Below are 20,746 nucleotides of genomic sequence, written 5' to 3'. Positions count from 1 at the left end.
TGCTCCCGTGGCGCAACGTGCAGGAAAACGTGGCGTTTGGGCTGCAGCTTGCGGGCGTCAATCGTGAACAGCGGCTGGAAACCGCGCGGGCGATGCTGAAAAAAGTGGGGCTGGAAGGCGCGGAAAAACGCTATATCTGGCAGCTTTCCGGCGGCCAGCGACAGCGTGTCGGGATTGCCCGCGCGCTGGCAGCGAATCCGCAGCTGTTGCTGCTGGACGAGCCGTTCGGGGCGCTCGACGCCTTCACCCGCGAGCAGATGCAAACCCTGCTCCTGCGCCTGTGGCATGAGACCGGCAAGCAGGTGCTGTTGATTACCCACGATATCGAAGAGTCGGTGTTTATGGCCACCGAGCTGGTGCTGCTCTCGCCGGGGCCGGGCCGCGTGCTGGAGCGCTTGCCGCTGGATTTCGCCCGCCGCTACGTCGCGGGGGAACCCGTGCGCAGCATCAAATCCGATCCGCTGTTTATCGAACAGCGTGAGTACGTTTTAAGCCGCGTGTTTGAACAGCGGGAGGCCTTCTCATGAGCATCGTCTTCAGTGAAAAAACGCGCCGCACGCGTCTGGCGCTGCGCTGGCCTTTCTCACGTCAAATCACGTTGAGCGTCGGTACGCTGCTGGTGCTGCTGGCGGTGTGGTGGGCAGTTGCTGCCCTGCAGTGGGTCAGCCCGCTGTTTCTGCCGCCGCCGGGACAGGTGCTGGCCAAACTCATTACCATCGCCGGGCCGCAGGGCTTTATGGATGCCACGCTCTGGCAGCACTTAGGCGCTAGCCTGGCGCGCATTCTGGTGGCGCTGCTGGCGGCGGTGATTATCGGGATACCGGTCGGGATCGCGATGGGCTTAAGCCCGACGGTGCGCGGCATCCTCGACCCGCTGATTGAGCTTTACCGCCCGGTGCCGCCGCTGGCCTATCTGCCGCTGATGGTGATCTGGTTCGGCATCGGGGAAACGTCAAAAATCCTGCTGATCTATCTGGCGATTTTCGCCCCGGTTGCCATGTCGGCGCTGGCGGGCGTGAAGAGTGCCCAGCAGGTGCGGATCCGCGCGGCGCAGTCGCTGGGAGCCAGCCGTCCGCAGGTGCTGCTGTTCGTTATTTTACCGGGCGCGCTGCCGGAGATTTTAACCGGGCTGCGCATCGGCCTTGGCGTGGGCTGGTCCACGCTGGTGGCGGCGGAGCTGATTGCGGCCACGCGCGGCCTTGGGTTTATGGTGCAGTCGGCGGGAGAGTTCCTGGCGACTGACGTGGTGCTGGCAGGGATCGCGGTGATCGCCGCGATCGCCTTCGGATTAGAACTGGGGCTGCGCGCGTTACAGCGCCGTCTGACGCCCTGGCATGGAGAAATACAATGAGTGAACGTCTGACCATCACCCCGCTGGGGCCGTACATTGGTGCACAGGTGTCGGGCCTGGATGTGACCCGTCCGCTGAGCGATAACCAGTTCGAACAGCTGTACCACGCGGTGCTGCGCCATCAGGTGGTGTTCCTGCGCGAGCAGGCGATCACCCCGCAGCAGCAGCGCGCACTGGCCCTGCGCTTTGGCGATCTGCATATCCACCCGGTCTATCCGCATGCGGAAGGGGTGGAGGAGATTATTGTCCTGGACACCCACAACGATAACCCGCCGGATAACGATAACTGGCATACCGACGTGACCTTTATCGAGACGCCGCCTGCCGGAGCCATTCTGGCGGCGAAACTGCTGCCGGAAACCGGCGGCGATACGCTGTGGACCAGCGGGATTGCGGCGTATGAGGCGCTCTCCGCGCCGTTCCGGACGCTACTGAGCGGGCTGCGGGCGGAGCACGACTTCAAAAAATCGTTCCCTGAGTACAAGTACCGTAAAACGGAAGAGGAACATCAGCGCTGGCAGGAGGCTGTTGCGAAACATCCTCCGCTGCTGCACCCGGTGGTGCGGACCCATCCGGTGACGGGCAAACAGGCGCTGTTTGTGAACGAAGGGTTCACCACGCGCATCGTGGACGTGACGGAAAAAGAGAGTGAGGCGCTGTTAGGTTTCCTGTTTGCGCATATCACCAAGCCGGAGTTCCAGGTGCGCTGGCGCTGGCAGGAGAACGACCTGGCGATCTGGGATAACCGCGTAACGCAGCATTATGCCAATGCGGACTATCTGCCGCAGCGCCGGATTATGCAGCGGGCGACGATTTTGGGCGATAAGCCGTTTTATCGTCCTTAACCCGTCGCTCCCGTAGGCCGGGTAAGCGCAGCGCCACCCGGCGAAAACGGTGCACAATTGCCGGGGGGCGGCTACGCCTTACCCGGCCTACAAAATACCGCACATTTAAAGGTGCGCCTCAATATACCGCTGATAGCGGTTCGCCTTCAGGTAACACAAATCCACCAGCACCAGCCCGTCAACGCAGTTGTTGAACGCCGGGTCGCTGCCAAAATCAATAAACTGTACGCCGCCGGGCTCGCACAGTTCGGAATATTGCTTGTAGAGCGGCGGAATACCGCAGCCAAGATTGCCGAGCAGGGACTTCAGTTTCGTCAGATCGTCCACGTAATCCACGCCGCCAAACTGCGCCAGCACGTCCGGCAGGGAGGCGGGATACGGCTGGCGCGAGGCGGCAAGTGGATGCGTCGCCGGGAACCACAGGCGGTAAAAGGCGACCAGCAGATCCCGCGCGGCAGGCGGTAAGCCACCGGAAATGGAGACCGGGCCAAACAGGTAGCGGTAGTGCGGATAACGCGCCAGATAGGCCCCAATGCCGGACCATAAATAGTCCAGGCCGCGGCGCCCCCAGTAGCGCGGCTGAATAAAGCTGCGCCCTAGCTCAATACCGTGCTCCAGCACGTCCTGCATTTTGTCGTCGTAGTGGAAGAGGCTATAGCTGTACAACCCCTCAACGCCGCGCTTTTCGATCTGCATGGCCGTCGGCATAAAGCGATACGCCCCGACGATCTCCAGATCGTCCTCATCCCACAGGATCAGGTGCAGATAATCATCGTCGTAGCTGTCGGTATCCCGGCGTTTGCCGCTCCCTTCCTCCACCGCGCGAAAGGCAATCTCGCGCAGGCGGCCCAGCTCGCGCAGCAGCGGGACGTCTTCCTGACCGTTACGCTGCCACAGATAGATGGTTTTACCGTCGCTGGTTTTGCCCAGACATTCGGCCTGCGCCAGCGCGCGCTTCAGGGTGGCCCGATCTTCCGGACGGGCAATCGCGCACTGGGTTTTAAAGACGCCGGGCACTCCCTTGCCAAGACGCATCACGTGCTGGCGGCACTGCTCGGCCATCTCACGCGACGAAAGGGTGGCGCTGTGCCAGTGATGCCACGCAATCTGCTGGCCGATTTTGATCGGCAGCTGGCTGTGGCGGCGGCGGAACATCTGCTGCATGAGCAACAGCATCGACAGCGTCGGGGAGACCAGCGTGCTGGCATAAAAGAGCAGGCTGTTATGGGCCTGAATATGCACCGGCAGCAGCGGGGCGCGCAGCTTGCCGGCGAGTTTGATAAAGCCGGAGTGCCACTTTTTGTCGCGAATGCCTTTGCGCGTAGGGCGGGAAACTTCTCCGGCCGGGAAGAAGATCAGCACGCCTGCGTTTTGCAGATGCTGTTCCATCTGCACCAGGGATGTTTTCGCCGTCCTGCCGCCCATATTGTCCACCGGAATAAACAGCGAGCTGAGGGGCTCAAGGTGGGTCAGCATCCGGTTGGTCACGACTTTCACATCGCGTCGCACGCGGGAGACGGCGTACATCAGCGCCAGCCCGTCCAGCGTACCCGTCGGGTGGTTGGCAATAATGACCAGCGGGCCATGTTCGGGGATTTGTTCAAGATCGCGGGCGGAAACGGTGCAGAGAATATCAAGGTGCTCCAGAACTTGCTCCACCATATCCAGGCCTTTCAGGTGGCGGTGTGCTGCGGCAAATTGCTGAAATTCGTCTTCGTAAAACAGTCTTTTTAACAGACTTTTTTGCCAGGGTGCAGGCCTCGCCTGAGGCCAAAGATCGTCGAGAACGCTATCGAGGCTAAACATGATTACTCCTCCTGCCGTCTTGCGAAGACAGTAGAAGGAGCAGATGTCGGTTGTATTGCAGTTGGGTGAAGATTTGAGCAGAGTGGAGGCCGGGTAAGGCGAAGCCGCCACCCGGCGCTAAAGCGGATTAACGCAGAATTTTTTTCTCGGCCAGATCCAGCGCGAAGTAGCTGAAGATCAGGTCCGCGCCTGCGCGTTTGATGGCGCCGAGGCTTTCGAGGACCACTTTCTCTTCGTCAATGGCACCCGCCAGCGCGGCGAATTTGATCATCGCGTACTCGCCGCTCACCTGATAAGCGCCCAGCGGCAGCTCGGTGCGTTCGCGGATGTCGCGCAGGATATCGAGATACGCGCCAGCCGGTTTCACCATCAGGCAGTCTGCGCCCTGGGCTTCATCGAGCAGGGATTCACGAATCGCTTCCCGACGGTTCAGCGGGTTCATCTGATAGGTTTTACGATCGCCTTTCAGCGCCGTGCCCGCCGCTTCACGGAACGGGCCGTAGAAGGAGGAGGCGAATTTGGTGGAGTAAGACATGATGGCGGTGTCGGTAAAGCCCGCCGCGTCCAGCGCCTGACGAATCGCCTGAACCTGTCCGTCCATTGCCGCAGATGGGGCGATGAAGTCCGCACCTGCCGCGGCCGCGACGACAGCCTGCTTGCCAAGGTTCAGCAGGGTGGCATCGTTATCCACGCCGTGATCGCACAGCACGCCGCAGTGGCCGTGTGAGGTGTATTCGCAGAAACAGGTATCGGACATGACGATCATTTCCGGCACGGTCTCTTTGCAGATGCGGGACATGCGGGCGACGAGGCCATCTTCTTTCCACGCGTCGCTGCCGGTGGCATCGGTATGGTGTGAGATGCCGAAGGTCATCACCGAGCGGATCCCCGCGTTGGCGATGCGTTCAATCTCACGCGCCAGATATTTCTCCGGAATGCGCATGACGCCCGGCATGGCTTCGATGGCTTTGTAGTCATCGATCTCTTCTTCGACAAAAATCGGCAACACCAGATCGTTTAAGGTCAGGGTTGTCTCTTCAAACATAGCGCGCAGTGCAGGTGACTTGCGCAGGCGGCGTGGGCGTGCAATTAAATCGGTCATGGTATGCCTGATGTTTGTGGAACAAAGAAGGCTAGTGTACCTCAAAGTGAAGACGGGTGTTTTACTAAAGTGGGCATTTTGCTTTTTGCGAAATGCGGCAGGTCAGGTTTCATTTCATCAATATTTAATACAGGTTAGTATATTACTGATTGGGGGTGAGATATTCGTATTGTTTCTATATTAAGTGGGATGCATCATTAAAAGTGATTTATTATTTGTTGTTATATATTTCTCCTTCGCTTGTCTGTATTTTAACGTTTTGTTTTTATAATATTTATCTTGAGTGACCCCTGTGTTTGTTGTTTTCGATGTGTTATTGGTCTGGATACGGACTTAATGGAAACATTCATTGAACCTTTTCGAAATGAAACTGCATAATTCCCTCCGCAATTAAATGTTGCAAATTCATTGATGGACAAACTTGCTTACGTCCCTGAGGAGGGATGACCCAATGCAAACATGGAAAAAGAAACTCGTTGTATCTCAACTTGCATTAGCCTGCACCCTGGCTATCGCTTCTCAGGCCAATGCGAAGGATATTTCCGGTACAACTTATAATACCTTCGGATACGATAATACAGCGTCCACACCCTGGTATTATGGCTATGCCGACTGGGATTACTCAGACGTTACCCACGACGGTGATATTTATCCGGTGATTAATAAATCCACCGTGAATGGTATTATTTCAACATACTATCTGGATGATGGTATCAATGGTCGGGCTAATGCATTAAGCATTTCCAACAGTACCATTAATGGCATGATTACCTCTGAGTGTATGACCACCTCGTGTGCTGATGGTATAGACACCGACGGCACGACCCATTCTCAGTACGATCGTTTTAGCCTGACCGTTGATCACTCCACCATTAACGACACCTATGAGCATTATGCTTACAATGTGGTAAATGGCGATAACACCGAAACCCACTATCTTGATACCTATGGGTTGGGCAATGCAATTACCCTGGATGTTGAATCGGATATTGTTATCCAGAATAACTCTCACGTCGCGGGTATTACCCTGACGCAGGGGTATCAGGAGCTGGATAATACCCCGTACGACGGCGTTGAAGGCGTAGCCAACAGCAGCAACGTCTTTACCGACACGCTACTGGTGAAAGATTCGGTACTGACTTCTGGTGCGTACAGCGATTTAGGTACCAGCGGATTCTACGGTCAAACCGCGAAGCCGAGCGACTATGGTGAAACCAACGCGACAGCGGCAGATGATGCGGCGCTGATTGTGGCCGCCAGCGCGTCTGATAACGCGATGCAGACCAGCGCCACGTTCGATCACTCCACCGTTACTGGCGACATTCTTTTCTCCAGTACCTTCGACAACAACTTCTATCCGAACGGCGATCCGGCAACGGATACCAGTGCAGACGGTGTCTATAACCCAACCACCAACGGCTGGGACGGTACCGATAAGCTTGACGTTACTCTGACCAATGGCAGCAAATGGGTTGGTGCAGCGCAGTCGAGCGTCGAGGCTATCGGCACGGCGCAGATGTATGGCCTGGGCTACAGCAACGTAGACTGGAGCGCTCTGTCTCCAAACAGCATTTGGCCGGACTCCACCTATGACAGCAACGGACATGTTGCGGGCGAAGCGGTGTATCAGAGCGGTCTCTTTAACATCACGCTGGATAACGGCTCCGAGTGGGATACCCGCAAGGTGTCTAACATCGACACGCTGGCGGTCAACAACCAGTCTCAGGTCAATGTTGAAAACTCAGGTTTGCTGGCGGATACCATCACCCTGACCAATGCTTCCTCATTGAATATCGGCGACAGCGGCGGCGTGGCCACCGACCATCTGTATCTGGACAGCTATAGCCGTGCGGCACTGACGGAAGAAACGGCCGATCTGTATGCCAACACCATCACCGTGGATAACGGCGCAGAGCTGGCGCTGGGGCTGGGACAGGTTGATACGCACAATATGGTACTGACCGATGGTGGTGTGCTGAACGTTGCCAGCCGTGATTACGTGCTGAACAGCGATCTGAACAACGCACGCTATATCACCAACGATAAGCACAATGCCGATTACGACTACGGCGTTGTGGCGATTAATTCTGATGGTCATCTGTCAGTGAACGGTGACGTCGCCGGTAACTACAAGGTCCGTATCGACAACGCGACCGGAGCCGGTTCCGTCGCCGATTACAAAAACAAAGAGATTATTCGCGTCTATGACAATAACGCGGATACTGCAGCCAGCTTTACTGCCGCAAACAAAGCCGATTTAGGTGCCTACACCTACCAGGCGCAGCAGCAGGGTGACGCCGTTGTCCTCCAGCAGAAAGCGCTGACCGACTACGCCAATATGGCGCTGAGCATCCCTTCTGCCAACACCAACATCTGGAATCTGCAGCAGGATACCGTAGGTGCTCGTCTGACCAACAGCCGTCACGGCCTGGCGGATAACGGCGGGGCGTGGGTGAGTTACTTCGGCGGTAACTTCGACGGCGACAATGGCGTTCTTAGCTACGATCAGGACGTGAGCGGTATTATGGTCGGTCTGGATACCCAGATTGACGGTAATAATGCGAAGTGGATCGTCGGTGGTGCGGCAGGTTTCGCGAAGGGGGATATCAGCGATCGTACCGGTCAGGTCGATCAGGACAGCCAGACGGCGATGATCTACGCGTCTGCGAAGTTCATGAACGATCTTTTCCTCGACAGCTCCCTGAGTTATACCCGTTTCAACAGCGATCTCTCTGCTAACATGAGCAACGGCCAGTATGTTGACGGCAACACCACCAATGACGCGGTTGGTTTTGGGCTGAAACTGGGCTATGACTGGAAACCAAACCTGTCCGGCTACGTCACACCATACGCAGCCGTGTCTGGCCTGTTCCAGTCTGGCGATGATTATCGCCTCAGCAATGACATGCGCATGGATGGGCAATCTTACGATAGCCTGCGTTATGAACTCGGTGTTGATGCGGGTTACACCTTCAACTACGGCGGCGATCAGGCTCTGACGCCTTACTTCAAACTGGCCTGGGTCTATGACGATGCTGATAACAATGCCGACATTAACGGTGACAGCATTGATAACGGCGTTAAAGGCTCCGCTGTGCGCGTAGGGCTGGGCACCCAGTTCAGCTTCACGAAGAACTTCAGTGCTTACACTGATGCCACTTATCTGGGCGGCGGCGACGTTGATCAGAACTGGGGCGCAAACCTGGGTGTGAAATATACCTGGTAATAAATAAAAGCGGGGGAGGCGTTACCTCCCCCCGCTTTTTACAGAAGTAATAAAAATAATATTGAACCGACAAATACGGATGCCTTGAGGTCTGCATGAAGGTTAATGCGAAACCACTTTCTGAATTACGCCGGCTCGAACAGTGTTTGAAATCAGCCAGTACCCCTTTTAAATCTGCTCCACAACAGTTAATTACATCAGGGGAGTGCTATGAGCCCCGCACGACCGTATTCCAAACAGGTATAATCAAAATCTATCGTTGTTCAGATGAACTGCTTATGGGCATCGCAACAGCGCCTTTTATTTTGGGGCTGTCCAGCGTGATGATTAATCATAGTCAGGGATATAGAGTGGTTGCCAAAACATCCTGCACGGGTTTTTATTTGCCCACTGAAACCACCCGTCAACTTATACAACAGAACGCGCTATGGAAAGAGGCCTTCGGTTGGTTATCCTGGATAAATTACATTCTTGAGAAACGCGATATGCAGCTGGTGGGAAATAATTCCTATCATCAGATCCGCGCCATGCTGTTGAATATGGCGGAGTGGGATGAAACGTTGCGTTCAAAAATCGGTGTGATGAATCATATTCAACAAAGTACGCGTATTTCACGTTCAGTGGTTGCTGAGGTTCTCGCTGCCCTGCGGCAAGGTAACTACATCAATATGAGCCGGGGCAAGCTGGTCAGCATCAACCGCTTGCCCACGGAATATTAAGATCAGTTAGACGCGGTGAGCACCTGGGCTTTATTGGCGCTCAGTTCTGCCACCAGGTTATTAATCCCGTCACTCATATTGACGAAACGCGTATGCGGGGAGCGGGTGACCACCACAAACGCGCCCACGTTTGACTGCGGGATCATGGCCATATAGGTGATGAATCCACCGCCGCCGCCGGTTTTCTGAATAATACCCGGACGCCCATTTTTCGGCGCCATATAGACCCACCCCATGCCGAGCGCATCGGCTTTACCCGGCACGTCCATCCCGATGACGCGGTGCAGCTGAGTACGCTGATAAATCAGAGTCTGCATGCGATCGGCCTGGCTGGTGCGAGCGTAGAAATCTGAAGAAAGGAACTGCTGCATCCAGCGCATCATGTCGCCAGGCGTGGAGTAAACCCCGCCGCTGCCCACAGCCGCGAGCGTGTTATTACAGGGGCTGGCGCCTTTCTCTGCCACCATCAGGCGACGGCACTGATCCGGGGACGGGGTAAACGTGGTGTCTTTCATGCCGAGCGGACGGGTGATCTGCTCTTCAAACAGCTGCGTATAGGGTTTGCCAGCCGCCGTTGAGAGGGCATCCGCCAGCAGGTCGAACGCCAGGTTTGAATAAGAGGCCTGCGAGCCCGGTGCCGCTTTCAGCGTGGCGGTACTCAGATAGCTCCAGCGCTGGTCGCGCGTTGGCCAGACAAATACGTCACGATGCGCCGCCCCGCCGGGCTGCTCACGCGGCAGGGCGCTGGTGTGGGTTGCAAGGTTCACAAGCCGGATCGGTGTCCCCTGATACGTAGGTACCCGGGCACCTGGCGGCGCGTATTTGCTGAGCGGATCGTCAAGCTTCACCACGCCCTGGTCGAGCAGTTTCACCAGCATTTCGCTGGTCATCAGCTTGGTTAAGGACGCGATGCGGATAACGGAATCCAGCTGCGGGTGAACGTTATTTCCCGGACGCGTTTCGCCAAAGCTGCGGAACACACGCTGGTTGCCGTCGATGACGACCATCGCCATCCCGGTCGCGCCGCTGCCGTAATAGATAAGGTTCGCGTAGCGATCGGCAATATCTGAAGCTAAAACGGGTGCCGTCAGCGGTTGGGCTGCCTGGGCGGTAGAAAAGCTCACCGCACACAGCGCGGCAAAAGAGAGCAGACAACGTTTCAACGAAAAGCATCCATGAAGTGAATGAGGAAAGTAATGGGTATTTATACTACTAATCGGAACCGCGCAATGCCCCGAATTGCATAACGATAGCGAGAAAAACGTAACCATGGGTAAATATGAACAATTTACTTACGAGCCATCTCCCATTTTGTGACATCGGGCTTATGATAGGCACCAGTTTCACTCAATCTTACGGAGAACGGTATGTCTGAGAAGCGTGTGGTTATGGTTGTCGATATGCAGAACGGGGTATTTGAAACCCCTCGTCATCAGCGTGAAAAGTGTGTCTCTCTGATCAACCAGCTTACGCAGGCAGCCGACACGGTGATTTTTATTCAGCATACTGAGGCTGGTGGCCTGGAAGAGGGGAGTGAGGGGTTTGCACTACTGCCTGAACTCCATCAGCCTGCTGACGCGCTTTACGTGACCAAAACCGCCTGTGATGCCTTCTACAACACCGCGCTTGAGGCGCTGCTGCGTGAGCAGGGTATTCGCGAGTTTGTCATCTGCGGCTGCGCCACCGATTACTGCGTCGATGCGACGGTTAAGAACGGCGTCAGCCGGGGTTATCACATCACCGTGGCGGAAGATGCCCATACTACAGCCAATCGCCCGGCTGCTGAAGCACAGATCCTGATTAACCATCACAACGACGTCTGGCGTAACTTCATTGCGCCGGCGAATCCTCTCGCGGTGAAACGCACCGAAACAATTCTTGAAAACTGGAAAGCGAACTAATAATTAACGCTCGGGTCTGACCTTTTTGCCGGAGCCGGGAGGCTGGCTCGGGCAGGTTTTCGTGTGGTGACGTGTTGTACACAGCAACAGCCATAACAACAAGAAGGAAGCATTATGTTTAAGTCTTTTTTCCCAAAGCCGGGGCCTTTTTTCCTGTCGGCATTTATTTGGGCACTGATCGCTGTCATTTTCTGGCAGGCGGGCGGCGGCGCATGGCTGACGCGCATCACGGGGGCGACAGGCGAGGTGCCGATTAGCGCGGCGCGCTTCTGGTCGCTGAGCTACCTGCTGTTTTACGCCTACTACACGGTGTGCGTAGGGCTGTTTGCACTGTTCTGGTTTGTCTATTCTCCGCACCGCTGGCAGTACTGGTCGATCCTCGGTACATCGCTGATTATCTTTGTGACCTGGTTCCTCGTGGAGGTAGGCGTGGCGGTTAACGCCTGGTATGCGCCGTTCTACGATCTGATCCAGACCGCGCTCAGCTCGCCGCATAAGGTGACCATCAACCAGTTCTACCATGAAGTTGGCATCTTCCTCGGCATTGCCCTGATTGCGGTTATCATCGGCGTGATGAACAACTTCTTCGTCAGCCACTACGTTTTCCGCTGGCGTACCGCGATGAACGAACATTATATGGCGCACTGGCAGCATCTGCGCCATATCGAAGGCGCCGCGCAGCGTGTGCAGGAAGACACCATGCGTTTTGCCTCCACGCTTGAAGACATGGGCGTCAGTTTTATCAACGCCATCATGACGCTGATTGCCTTCCTGCCGGTGCTGGTGACGCTCTCTGCGCACGTGCCGGATCTGCCTATTGTCGGTCATCTTCCGTATGGTCTGGTGATTGCCGCGATCGTCTGGTCGCTGATGGGAACGGGCCTGCTGGCGGTGGTGGGGATCAAACTGCCGGGTCTGGAGTTTAAAAATCAACGCGTCGAAGCCGCTTACCGTAAAGAGCTGGTTTACGGCGAAGATGATGCCAACCGCGCCTCGCCGCCGACCGTCCGCGAGCTGTTTGGCGCCGTACGCCGTAACTACTTCCGACTCTACTTCCACTATATGTATTTCAACATTGCCCGTATTTTGTATCTGCAGGTGGATAACGTTTTCGGTTTGTTCCTGCTGTTCCCGTCGATTGTTGCGGGTACGATTACGCTCGGTCTGATGACGCAGATCACTAACGTTTTCGGTCAGGTTCGTGGGTCGTTCCAGTACCTGATCAGCTCCTGGACCACGCTGGTAGAACTGATGTCTATCTACAAACGTCTGCGCAGCTTTGAACGCGAGCTGGACGATCGTGACCTGCAGGAAGTCACCAACACATTTAGCTAATACAGGACGTTGCTATGTCTTTTGCCGTACCGCGCGCGTTACCCTTGTCCTTGCTGGCCGCTCTTGTGCTGGCAGGCTGTGCCGAAAAAGGGGCTGCTCCGCTCAAAAAGGGGGAGAAGCCCGTTGATGTGGCGAGCGTTGTGCGGCAGAAAATGCCCGCCAGCGTGAAGGATCGCAATGCGTGGGCAGACGCGCTGGCAAAAACCTTTGAAAGCCAAAAGATCGCGCCGACCGAGGAGAACATTTGTTCGGTGCTGGCGGTGGCGCAGCAGGAGTCGATGTACCAGTCAGACCCGGCTGTGCCGGGGCTGAATAAAATCGCCTGGAAAGAGATCGACCGCCGCGCGGAGTCCATGCACATCCCGGTGTTCCTCGTGCATACCGCGCTTAAAATCACCTCACCGAACGGCAAAAGCTACAGCGAACGGCTGGATACGGTGAAAACCGAAAAACAGCTTAGCGCCATCTTTGATGATTTCATCAGCATGGTCCCAATGGGGCAGAAGCTGTTTGGCTCACTGAACCCGGTCCACACCGGAGGCCCAATGCAGGTAAGCATCGCGTTCGCGGAGAAGCATACCGACGGCTACCCGTGGAAAATCGACGGTACGGTGCGCCAGGAGGTCTTCTCCCTGCGCGGCGGGCTGTGGTTCGGCACGTATCACCTGCTGAACTACCCGGCGAACTACGATGAGCCGCTGTACCGCTTTGCCGACTTTAACGCCGGCTGGTATGCCAGCCGTAATGCGGCATTCCAGAGTGCGGTCAGCCGCGCAAGCGGCGTTAAGCTCGCGCTGGACGGCGATCTCATCGCTTACGGCAGCAGCGAGGCGGGAAGCACTGAGCTTGCCGTACGGAAATTATCGACAACGCTTGGCTTGAGCAACAGCGACATTCGCCGTCAGCTTGAGAAAGGCGATAGCCTGGCCTTTGAGAAAACGGATCTGTACAAGAAGGTGTTTGCGCTCGCAGAGCAGAAAAGCGGGAAAACGTTACCGAGGGCTATCCTGCCGGGCATTCAGCTGGAAAGCCCGAAGATCACGCGTAACCTGACCACCGCGTGGTTCGCAAAACGCGTGGACGATCGCCGGGCTCGCTGTATGGGGCTTTAACGGCGACGGCGAAAGCGCAGCGCTAATGCCACCACGCCCAGAATCATACATCCCGCGAGGAAGGGAATCAGGCCGAACAGGGTGCTGACGCCAAAGCCAATCTCAACTCGCGGGCGTCCGTTATCCTGTACCTGCATCAGGTGTTCATAAACGCCTGGCGCATGGACCAGCATATTGAGCAGCTGTGAGCCAGCCCAGAAGCAGAACAGGACAAACAGGGCATACGCGATATTACCCGCCGTGGAGGTTTTTGGTTTTCCGCCAAAAATCGGTTTCGACAATGTAAAGTCAGCCATGATGACCTCCGGATAAATCGCTCTGTTAATACGCTTCGTACAGGGTGAGTTTGACAGGTCATCGCATTTGTCAATATCAGAATCGTGGTAATTTACGCGCCGGAATCCTCCTGGATTGTTGATTTCTGCAGCACATCACAATTTCATGACTTAACTGAAATTGCGTCGCGTTTCAGAATTTCCGTATCTGCCACAGACCTGGCCGTAAATCTGTGAGAGGATGTCTTTTTTTCCTGCCGGAGTTGTTATGAAGCTCACGTCCAAACTACGCCGAGACTGGCACTACTACGCCTTCGCTATCGGGCTGATCTTTATTCTTAACGGTGTTGTGGGCCTGTTGGGGTTTGAGGCAAAAGGCTGGCAAACGTATGCCGTTGGGCTGGTGACCTGGGTCATTAGTTTCTGGCTGGCGGGGTTGATTATCCGCCGTCGTCCTGAAGAGACGACAGCGGATGAGGCGGAGTCGGCGAAGCGCGCCGATTAGCCGTTTACGGAACTTTTAAGCGCGCTGTCGGCGGCGTGACGCTCCAGCGCCAGTTCGATCAGGCGGGTGATCAATTCCGGGTAGCTCAGGCCACTTGCCTGCCACAGTTTCGGATACATGCTGATGTTAGTGAACCCCGGAAGCGTATTGATTTCATTGATCACCACCTCGTTTTCCGCCGTCAGGAACACATCCACGCGCGCCATGCCGCAGCAGCCGAGCGTCTGATAAGCGCGAATGGCGATCGCCCGGATCTTATCGTTAACCGCCGGATCGATATCCGCAGGCACGACAACCTGGGCGCCTTTGTCATCAATGTATTTAGTGTCGTACGAGTAGAAGTCGCTGTTTAACACCACCTCTCCGCAGGTGCTCGCCTGTGGGAAATCGTTGCCCAGCACGGCGCACTCAATTTCACGGCCTTTGATACCCTGCTCAACCACCACTTTATGGTCGAACTCAAACGCCAGGCGGACGGCCTGCGTGAACTCAGCTTCGCTGGTCACTTTGCTGACGCCCACGGAGGAGCCCTGGTTTGCAGGCTTCACAAACAGCGGCAGACCCAGCTCTCCGCTAATTTGCGCGAAGCTGTGTTTGTCGCGGTTGGCGCGGGTGAGGGTCACGAATGGCGCAATGTTCAGCCCGGCATCGCGCAGCAGGCGTTTGGTGACGTCTTTGTCCATGCATGCGGCAGAGCCGAGGACGTCCGAGCCGACGAACGGCAGGTTGGCCATGCGCAGCATTCCCTGCAGGGAACCATCTTCGCCCAGTGTGCCGTGAACGATAGGGAAGACAACGTCGATCTGGGCGAGAGCCTGTGCATTGCCGGCGTCGATAAGCTGCCCCTTCACGACGCCGGGTACGGTGGCGACGCTCACTTCCGAAGGATTAAGGGCGATGTGTGCCGGATCGTGAGCATTCAGCAGATACTGGCTGGCATCGTTAACGTGCCACTGGCCCTGTTTATCAATGCCCAGCAGCACCACGTCGAAGCGGCTTTTATCGATCGCATCAACGATATTTTTGGCCGATTGCAATGACACTTCGTGCTCCGCTGATTTTCCCCCAAAGACAATACCTACGCGCTGCTTAGCCATCTCACTCTCTTCCAGTCTGACGAAAAGCCAATAACATACCACGATGCCCGGCGGGTTTCGCGGCCTTCTGCCATAATGTTTTGGGGAATGTTGAGGGGGGAGAGTGAAAGGAAAAACGCTGCTGACCGTATTTATCATTTTGGCCATCGCAACGGTGGGTTACCGCTGGTTGCCGCCTTACTACAACCCTTTCATGCCGCTGACGCTTGACGACCCGCCGGGCCGAATCACCCAGTATAAGCTTCGGCGCTTAACCCCCGAGGCGTGCGCGAGCCTGCTTTCGCAGGCTAACCAAAGAGATCTCATCCGCACCCAGCCGGTGGCTGACAGCGGCGGCGCGTGTCCGCTTAATAACGTTGTACGCGTGCGTGACTTCGGTCCGGTCGGCCTGAACAGCAGTTTTCTCGCCAGCTGTCCGCTGGCGCTCAGCTCAGCCCTCTTTATCAGCCAGCAGGCCCGGCCGCTGACAAAACGCTATACGGGCAGCGACCTGGCGCGTATCGATCATCTCGGCAGCTTTGCCTGCCGCAATATTTACCACCGCCCTGACGCGCGACGCAGTGAACATGCTACGGCTGAGGCGCTGGATATTGCCGCTTTTCGTCTGGCGAACGGTGAACGCGTCACGGTGATGAACGGCTGGAAGGCGGCAACAACGCAGCCCTGGCTGAAAGCCATGCTGGCGGCAAGCTGCGGCTACTACGGAAACGGCCTGGGGCCGGAGTATAACGCGGCGCATGCTAACCATTTTCATCTGGGCATGCGCGGTTTCGGACTCTGTCGGTGAAGCATAATATTCCGCCAGGAAATGGATGAATTGTGACTTATTTCACAAATATGATGACTGGGAAGATAAAACACCAAAGTCAGTCAGGCCGCATCTCTGGTGCGACGTCAAAACGCGTAACTTGCTAATCTGACGGCGAATTCGCCTAAAAATGAAGACTATTTCTTTATGGAATCCTGGAAAGTTAATCTCATCTCGGTCTGGTTCGGCTGCTTCTTCACCGGGCTGGCCATCAGCCAGATCCTGCCGTTCCTGCCGCTGTACGTCTCGCAGCTGGGGGTGACTTCGCATGAAGCGCTCTCCATGTGGTCCGGTCTGACGTTCAGCGTCACGTTTCTGGTCTCCGCCATTGTGTCTCCGATGTGGGGCAGCCTGGCGGATCGGAAAGGCCGAAAACTGATGCTGCTGCGCGCCTCGCTCGGGATGGCGATTGCCATTCTGCTGCAGGCCTTCGCCACCAACGTCTGGCAGCTGTTTTTCCTGCGCGCGGTGATGGGGCTGACATCCGGGTACATTCCGAATGCCATGGCGCTGGTCGCCTCTCAGGTGCCGCGCGAGCGTAGCGGCTGGGCGCTGAGTACGCTTTCCACGGCACAGATCAGCGGCGTCATCGGCGGTCCGCTGCTGGGGGGCTTTCTGGCGGACCACGTCGGGCTACGCGCGGTATTTATCATCACTGCGGTTCTGCTGGTGGTCAGTTTTCTGGTGACGCTCTTTCTGATTAAAGAGGGGGGCCGTCCGGTTATCAGTAAATCTGAACGTCTCAGCGGCAAGGCTGTCTTCGCCTCGTTGCCTTACCCGGGGCTGATGATCAGTCTGTTTGTGACCACCATGGTGATCCAGCTTTGTAACGGTTCGGTCGGTCCGATTCTGGCGCTGTTTATCAAGTCGATGGAGCCGGATAGCACCAATATCGCTTTTCTGAGCGGCATGATTGCCGCCGTGCCGGGCGTATCCGCCCTGATTTCCGCGCCGCGTCTGGGCAAGCTGGGTGACAGGATCGGCACGGCGCGCATCCTGATGGCGACGCTGATCTTTGCGGTGATACTCTTCTTCGCGATGTCGTTTGTCACCTCTCCGCTTCAGCTTGGCGTATTGCGATTTCTGCTCGGGTTTGCTGATGGCGCCATGTTGCCTGCGGTGCAGACCCTGCTGGTTAAATATTCCAGCGACCAGGTGACGGGGCGTATTTTTGGATATAACCAGTCATTTATGTATCTGGGGAATGTTGCCGGTCCGCTTATTGGCGCATCCGTTTCCGCGATGGCCGGTTTTCGCTGGGTATTTGCGGCGACAGCGATTGTTGTTTTAATCAATATTATCCAGCTGGCTATTGCGCTGCGACGCCGCAGACAAATGGCGGAGGCCAAATCGGCGAGATAACACTTTCGCAGATGTATTATATATTCTTATGGTCGCCGCATTTTTATATAACAAAATGCGGCGTCTTTTTATAGAAAAACGTTTCGATCACGGCGCTACCTCTTTATTTCTGTTCCTGTGTCACTTTTGCATACCATAATTAATTTCTTCTCTTTGCAATATGGATTCAGAGTGATAACGTCAGACAAAACTGAAAAAGGAACTGGCACGATGAAAAACCTCATTGCTGAATTGCTGGTTAAGCTGGCACAAAAGGAAGAAGAGTCAAAAGAGCTGGTGGCTCAGGTCGAAGCGCTTGAAATTGTCGTCACCGCGCTGCTGCGACAAATGGCAAAAACCGATCAACAGGCGTTGATAGAGAGCGTGGAAGGTGCGCTGGACAGCGTCAGGCCTGAATCGCAGGTTCCGGTTGAGGATGCCGAGATGCTCCACCAGTACGTAAAGAAGCTGTTAAGGCATCCGCGCAGCTAAACCGTCACAGGACGTAACGACGTGTCATAGAATTGTCATGCAGGATGCCTATAGTCGCTCTGTTTTTATTTTTATGTATTTGTACATGGAGAAAATAAATTGAAACAGAGCGCACTTTTCATTGCATTACTTCCCCTGTTAATTACCCCTGCCATTTATGCTGATACGACGCAAACCAGCGTGCTGGATAATCGTGCGGCAAAAGGGGATATCACCCAGCCTGGCGGCGCGCGCCGTTTATCAGAAGATCAAACGGCCGCTATTCGCGCTTCGCTGAATGATAAGCCGGCGAAAAATATTATTCTGCTGATTGGCGATGGAATGGGCGATTCCGAAATCACGGCGGCGCGAAATTATGCCGAGGGAGCGGGCGGCTTTTTTAAAGGTATCGATGCCTTACCGCTGACCGGACAATATACCCATTACGCGCTGGATAAAAAAACCGGTAAACCGGATTACGTAACGGACTCCGCGGCCTCTGCCACGGCGTGGTCCACCGGCGTGAAAACCTATAACGGCGCGCTGGGCGTGGATATTCACGAGAAAGATCATCAAACCCTTCTGGAGATAGCAAAAGCGGCGGGCCTGGCGACCGGCAACGTCTCCACTGCTGAACTCCAGGATGCAACGCCTGCGGCGCTGGTGGCACACGTGACCTCGCGTAAGTGCTACGGCCCGTCAGTGACCAGCGAAAAATGCCCAACGAATGCGCTGGAAAAAGGCGGCAAAGGCTCGATTACGGAACAACTGCTGAACGCGCGTCCTGACGTGACCCTGGGCGGCGGCGCGAAAACCTTCGCGGAAACCGCGACGGCGGGCGAGTGGCAGGGCAAAACGCTGCGCGAGCAGGCGCAGGCTCGCGGCTATCAGCTGGTGAGTGACGCAAATGCTCTGGCGGCGATAAGCGAGGCGAACCAGGACAAGCCGCTGCTGGGGCTGTTCTCTGACGGCAACATGCCCGTGCGCTGGGAAGGACCAAAAGCCTCGTATCACGGCAACATCGATCAGCCTGCCGTGACCTGTAAGCCGAACCCGAAACGTACGGACAGCATTCCGACGCTGGCGGCGATGACCGATAAAGCGATCTCTCTTTTGAGCAAGAGCGAAAAAGGGTTCTTCCTGCAGGTTGAGGGCGCGTCGATCGATAAACAGGATCATGCCGCGAATCCGTGCGGCCAGATTGGCGAAACCGTCGATCTGGACGAAGCGGTGCAGAAGGCGCTCGCGTTCGCGAAAAAAGACGGTAACACCCTGGTGATCGTCACCGCGGACCACGCGCACGCCAGCCAGATCATTCCTCCAGATACCAAGGCCCCTGGCCTGACGCAGGCGCTGAACACCAAAGATGGCGCCGTCATGGTGATGAGCTACGGCAACTCTGAAGAAGAGTCCATGGAGCACACGGGCACCCAACTGCGCATTGCCGCCTACGGTCCGCATGCGGCCAACGTGGTAGGCCTGACGGATCAAACGGATCTGTTCTACACCATGAAGGCGGCGCTGGGTCTGAAATGATAAAATCCCGGCGGAAATCACATCTGTCGGCTGGTTTTTTTCCTGTCACGAACCAGACTTACAGGGAATGTTCACAAAAGGATGGTGCAATGAAAACAACATTACTGGTTACTCTGCTCTCCGGCCTGTTCCTGGTCGCATCGGCGAACGCGGAAGAGAAAACGTTAACGCCGCAGCAGCAGCGTATGACCACCTGTAATCAACAGGCGACGTCTCAGAGTCTGAAGGGCGATGCTCGCAAGACCTACATGAGCGACTGCCTCAAAAACGGCGCCGCGAAGCCGGCTGAAAAAAGCCTGACCCCGCAGCAGCAAAAAATGCGCGAGTGTAATGCGAAGGCAACCGAACAGTCCCTGAAAGGGGACGACCGCAGCAAGTTCATGAGTGCCTGCCTGAAGAAAAAAGTGTAGTTCTAACGGGTGAGCGGCTCCGGCGGCTCACCCGAAATTTCATACTTTCCCCGCAGACCCCCTCTCTATAATTTGGGAAAATGTTTCAGAATATTCCCAAAAATGATGAATGATGAAACGTATTACAACAAAAAGCGCATTCGGGAAGAGTGGAATTTAACCCTTTCTCAGGATGACCCTCACCGCGCCGGCATTCAGTTTGCCCGGCGAGTTAGGCTGGCGCGCGCCGTGGGGCTGGCGGCGATGTTTTTCCCGGTTGCGGGAATGCTGGTCACCCATTTTTTACCCGGAGGCTGGTGGCTTTTACTGGTGGGGTGGTCGTTCGTCTGGCCCCATTTCGCCTGGCAGCTATCCTGCCGGGCCACGTCACCTCATCAGCAGGAAACTTTCAATCTTAAAGTAGATGCCATTATTGCCGGGCTCTGGATCGGCGTGATGGGGATGAATGCGTTACCCACGGCAGCGCTGGTGATGATGGTGGGGATGAATATGATGGGCTCCGGGGGCTGTCGTCTGTTTATTCCGGGGATCCTGTTGACGCTGCTCTCCGCGCTGGTGACCCTGCCACTCGTCGGGAAGGTGGCCGTCTTCAACCCCGACCCCGTGGAGTGGGGCTTAACACTGCCTGTTCTCGTATTTTATCCTATGCTGTTTGCCTGGCTCAGCCACCGCACTGCCGTCAGGCTTGCGGAGCACAAGCAGCGGCTGGAAATGATGAGCACCCGCGACGGCATGACCGGGGTCTTTAACCGCCGACACTGGGAAATGCTGTTGCGAAATGAATTTGAGCATTGTCGGCGCGACCACAGCACCGCCACGATACTGCTGATTGATATCGACCACTTTAAAAACATCAACGACACCTGGGGGCACGACGTGGGCGACGAGGCGATCATTGCTATTACG

The 20,746-nt window shown here is 55.9% G+C and carries 20 protein-coding genes; 15 read left to right on the top strand and 5 right to left on the bottom strand.

All coding sequences use genetic code 11. The annotated features are described in order from the left end of the window. From DOU50_RS05450 to tauD, 3 genes are all read left to right on the top strand, one after another. A partial coding sequence (locus tag DOU50_RS05450; RefSeq protein ID WP_148768973.1) for an ATP-binding cassette domain-containing protein occupies nt 1-527 on the top strand: 527 nt, incomplete at its 5' end. Then, on the top strand, nt 524-1,351 hold the full coding sequence (gene tauC, locus DOU50_RS05445; RefSeq protein WP_148768972.1) for a taurine ABC transporter permease TauC: 828 nt from the start codon (nt 524-526) through the stop codon (nt 1,349-1,351). The genes DOU50_RS05450 and tauC, both read left to right, overlap by 4 nt. Next, complete coding sequence (gene tauD / locus DOU50_RS05440; RefSeq protein ID WP_148768971.1) at nt 1,348-2,196, top strand: taurine dioxygenase; 849 nt, start codon at nt 1,348-1,350, stop codon at nt 2,194-2,196. The genes tauC and tauD overlap by 4 nt, the downstream gene beginning before the upstream one ends. 105 nt (nt 2,197-2,301) lie before the next feature. Here the strand turns inward: tauD and DOU50_RS05435 are convergent, their stop codons facing one another. Both DOU50_RS05435 and hemB read right to left on the bottom strand, forming a co-directional pair. After that, nucleotides 2,302-4,002, bottom strand: a complete 1,701-nt coding sequence (locus DOU50_RS05435; RefSeq protein WP_090418084.1) for a lysophospholipid acyltransferase family protein — start codon at nt 4,000-4,002, stop codon at nt 2,302-2,304. Between the two features lie 127 nt (nt 4,003-4,129). Further along, the gene (hemB, locus tag DOU50_RS05430) at nt 4,130-5,104 is read right to left on the bottom strand and encodes a porphobilinogen synthase (protein WP_024906774.1); all 975 of its coding nucleotides are present in this window, start codon (nt 5,102-5,104) and stop codon (nt 4,130-4,132) included. Between the two features lie 451 nt (nt 5,105-5,555). On the opposite strand from hemB, the gene DOU50_RS05425 reads away from it, so the two are divergent. Together DOU50_RS05425 and DOU50_RS05420 are read left to right on the top strand one after the other, a co-directional pair. Beyond that, nucleotides 5,556-8,330: an autotransporter outer membrane beta-barrel domain-containing protein gene (locus tag DOU50_RS05425; RefSeq protein ID WP_148768970.1), complete on the top strand. Its 2,775-nt coding sequence runs from the start codon at nt 5,556-5,558 to the stop codon at nt 8,328-8,330. A gap of 95 nt (nt 8,331-8,425) precedes the next feature. Continuing rightward, on the top strand, nt 8,426-9,049 hold the full coding sequence (locus DOU50_RS05420; protein WP_148768969.1) for a helix-turn-helix domain-containing protein: 624 nt from the start codon (nt 8,426-8,428) through the stop codon (nt 9,047-9,049). A gap of 2 nt (nt 9,050-9,051) precedes the next feature. Here DOU50_RS05420 and ampH read toward each other — a convergent pair whose 3' ends face one another. Continuing rightward, entirely contained in the window at nt 9,052-10,212 is a 1,161-nt protein-coding gene (ampH, locus tag DOU50_RS05415) for a D-alanyl-D-alanine-carboxypeptidase/endopeptidase AmpH (RefSeq protein WP_024906778.1), read from the bottom strand. A gap of 204 nt (nt 10,213-10,416) precedes the next feature. On the opposite strand from ampH, the gene DOU50_RS05410 reads away from it, so the two are divergent. From DOU50_RS05410 to DOU50_RS05400, 3 genes are all read left to right on the top strand, one after another. Beyond that, complete coding sequence (locus tag DOU50_RS05410; protein ID WP_048990428.1) at nt 10,417-10,950, top strand: isochorismatase family protein; 534 nt, start codon at nt 10,417-10,419, stop codon at nt 10,948-10,950. A 114-nt stretch (nt 10,951-11,064) separates the two neighbouring features. Then, on the top strand, nt 11,065-12,285 hold the full coding sequence (gene sbmA / locus DOU50_RS05405) for a peptide antibiotic transporter SbmA (protein WP_148768968.1): 1,221 nt from the start codon (nt 11,065-11,067) through the stop codon (nt 12,283-12,285). Between the two features lie 14 nt (nt 12,286-12,299). Next, nucleotides 12,300-13,397: a DUF1615 domain-containing protein gene (locus tag DOU50_RS05400; RefSeq protein WP_048990432.1), complete on the top strand. Its 1,098-nt coding sequence runs from the start codon at nt 12,300-12,302 to the stop codon at nt 13,395-13,397. On the opposite strand, the gene DOU50_RS05395 is transcribed toward DOU50_RS05400, so the two are convergent. Continuing rightward, nucleotides 13,394-13,693 (bottom strand): DUF2755 family protein, encoded by a 300-nt coding sequence (locus DOU50_RS05395; RefSeq protein WP_024906782.1) that lies wholly within the window; start codon nt 13,691-13,693, stop codon nt 13,394-13,396. The two genes, DOU50_RS05400 and DOU50_RS05395, sit on opposite strands and share 4 nt — an antisense overlap. A gap of 247 nt (nt 13,694-13,940) precedes the next feature. Between DOU50_RS05395 and DOU50_RS05390 the strand changes: the two genes are divergently transcribed. Continuing rightward, a complete protein-coding gene (locus DOU50_RS05390) occupies nt 13,941-14,177 on the top strand; it encodes a DUF2754 domain-containing protein (RefSeq protein WP_023334666.1) in 237 nt (78 codons plus the stop codon). On the opposite strand, the gene ddlA is transcribed toward DOU50_RS05390, so the two are convergent. After that, nucleotides 14,174-15,274, bottom strand: a complete 1,101-nt coding sequence (gene ddlA, locus DOU50_RS05385) for a D-alanine--D-alanine ligase (protein WP_024906783.1) — start codon at nt 15,272-15,274, stop codon at nt 14,174-14,176. The two genes, DOU50_RS05390 and ddlA, sit on opposite strands and share 4 nt — an antisense overlap. Nucleotides 15,275-15,377: 103 nt before the next feature. On the opposite strand from ddlA, the gene DOU50_RS05380 reads away from it, so the two are divergent. From DOU50_RS05380 to adrA, 6 genes are all read left to right on the top strand, one after another. After that, entirely contained in the window at nt 15,378-16,061 is a 684-nt protein-coding gene (locus DOU50_RS05380; protein ID WP_148768967.1) for an extensin family protein, read from the top strand. 168 nt (nt 16,062-16,229) lie between these two features. Continuing rightward, nucleotides 16,230-17,444: a multidrug efflux MFS transporter gene (locus DOU50_RS05375; RefSeq protein WP_148768966.1), complete on the top strand. Its 1,215-nt coding sequence runs from the start codon at nt 16,230-16,232 to the stop codon at nt 17,442-17,444. A gap of 210 nt (nt 17,445-17,654) precedes the next feature. Next, a complete protein-coding gene (gene iraP / locus DOU50_RS05370) occupies nt 17,655-17,915 on the top strand; it encodes an anti-adapter protein IraP (RefSeq protein WP_024906786.1) in 261 nt (86 codons plus the stop codon). A 99-nt stretch (nt 17,916-18,014) separates the two neighbouring features. Next, nucleotides 18,015-19,430, top strand: a complete 1,416-nt coding sequence (phoA, locus tag DOU50_RS05365) for an alkaline phosphatase (RefSeq protein ID WP_148768965.1) — start codon at nt 18,015-18,017, stop codon at nt 19,428-19,430. An 89-nt stretch (nt 19,431-19,519) separates the two neighbouring features. After that, entirely contained in the window at nt 19,520-19,840 is a 321-nt protein-coding gene (psiF, locus tag DOU50_RS05360; protein WP_023334671.1) for a phosphate starvation-inducible protein PsiF, read from the top strand. A 102-nt stretch (nt 19,841-19,942) separates the two neighbouring features. Then, nucleotides 19,943-20,746: diguanylate cyclase AdrA (gene adrA, locus DOU50_RS05355; protein WP_148768964.1), on the top strand; the 804-nt coding region annotated here is incomplete at its 3' end.

The sequence above is a fragment of the Enterobacter sp. C6 genome, from assembly GCF_008122455.1.
Classification (GTDB): Bacteria; Pseudomonadota; Gammaproteobacteria; order Enterobacterales; family Enterobacteriaceae; genus Enterobacter; species Enterobacter pseudoroggenkampii.
This window is presented reverse-complemented; position numbering and strand designations above follow the sequence as displayed.

Coding starts and splice junctions, on each gene's coding strand:
- ddlA (WP_024906783.1), bottom strand. CDS start 15,274: ATGGCTAAGCAGCGCGTAGGTATTGTCTTTGGGGGAAAATCAGCGGAG.
- DOU50_RS05425 (WP_148768970.1), top strand. CDS start 5,556: ATGCAAACATGGAAAAAGAAACTCGTTGTATCTCAACTTGCATTAGCC.
- tauC (WP_148768972.1), top strand. CDS start 524: ATGAGCATCGTCTTCAGTGAAAAAACGCGCCGCACGCGTCTGGCGCTG.
- DOU50_RS05420 (WP_148768969.1), top strand. CDS start 8,426: ATGAAGGTTAATGCGAAACCACTTTCTGAATTACGCCGGCTCGAACAG.
- DOU50_RS05435 (WP_090418084.1), bottom strand. CDS start 4,002: ATGTTTAGCCTCGATAGCGTTCTCGACGATCTTTGGCCTCAGGCGAGG.
- DOU50_RS05410 (WP_048990428.1), top strand. CDS start 10,417: ATGTCTGAGAAGCGTGTGGTTATGGTTGTCGATATGCAGAACGGGGTA.
- hemB (WP_024906774.1), bottom strand. CDS start 5,104: ATGACCGATTTAATTGCACGCCCACGCCGCCTGCGCAAGTCACCTGCA.
- iraP (WP_024906786.1), top strand. CDS start 17,655: ATGAAAAACCTCATTGCTGAATTGCTGGTTAAGCTGGCACAAAAGGAA.
- DOU50_RS05400 (WP_048990432.1), top strand. CDS start 12,300: ATGTCTTTTGCCGTACCGCGCGCGTTACCCTTGTCCTTGCTGGCCGCT.
- sbmA (WP_148768968.1), top strand. CDS start 11,065: ATGTTTAAGTCTTTTTTCCCAAAGCCGGGGCCTTTTTTCCTGTCGGCA.
- psiF (WP_023334671.1), top strand. CDS start 19,520: ATGAAAACAACATTACTGGTTACTCTGCTCTCCGGCCTGTTCCTGGTC.
- DOU50_RS05375 (WP_148768966.1), top strand. CDS start 16,230: ATGGAATCCTGGAAAGTTAATCTCATCTCGGTCTGGTTCGGCTGCTTC.
- tauD (WP_148768971.1), top strand. CDS start 1,348: ATGAGTGAACGTCTGACCATCACCCCGCTGGGGCCGTACATTGGTGCA.
- DOU50_RS05390 (WP_023334666.1), top strand. CDS start 13,941: ATGAAGCTCACGTCCAAACTACGCCGAGACTGGCACTACTACGCCTTC.
- DOU50_RS05395 (WP_024906782.1), bottom strand. CDS start 13,693: ATGGCTGACTTTACATTGTCGAAACCGATTTTTGGCGGAAAACCAAAA.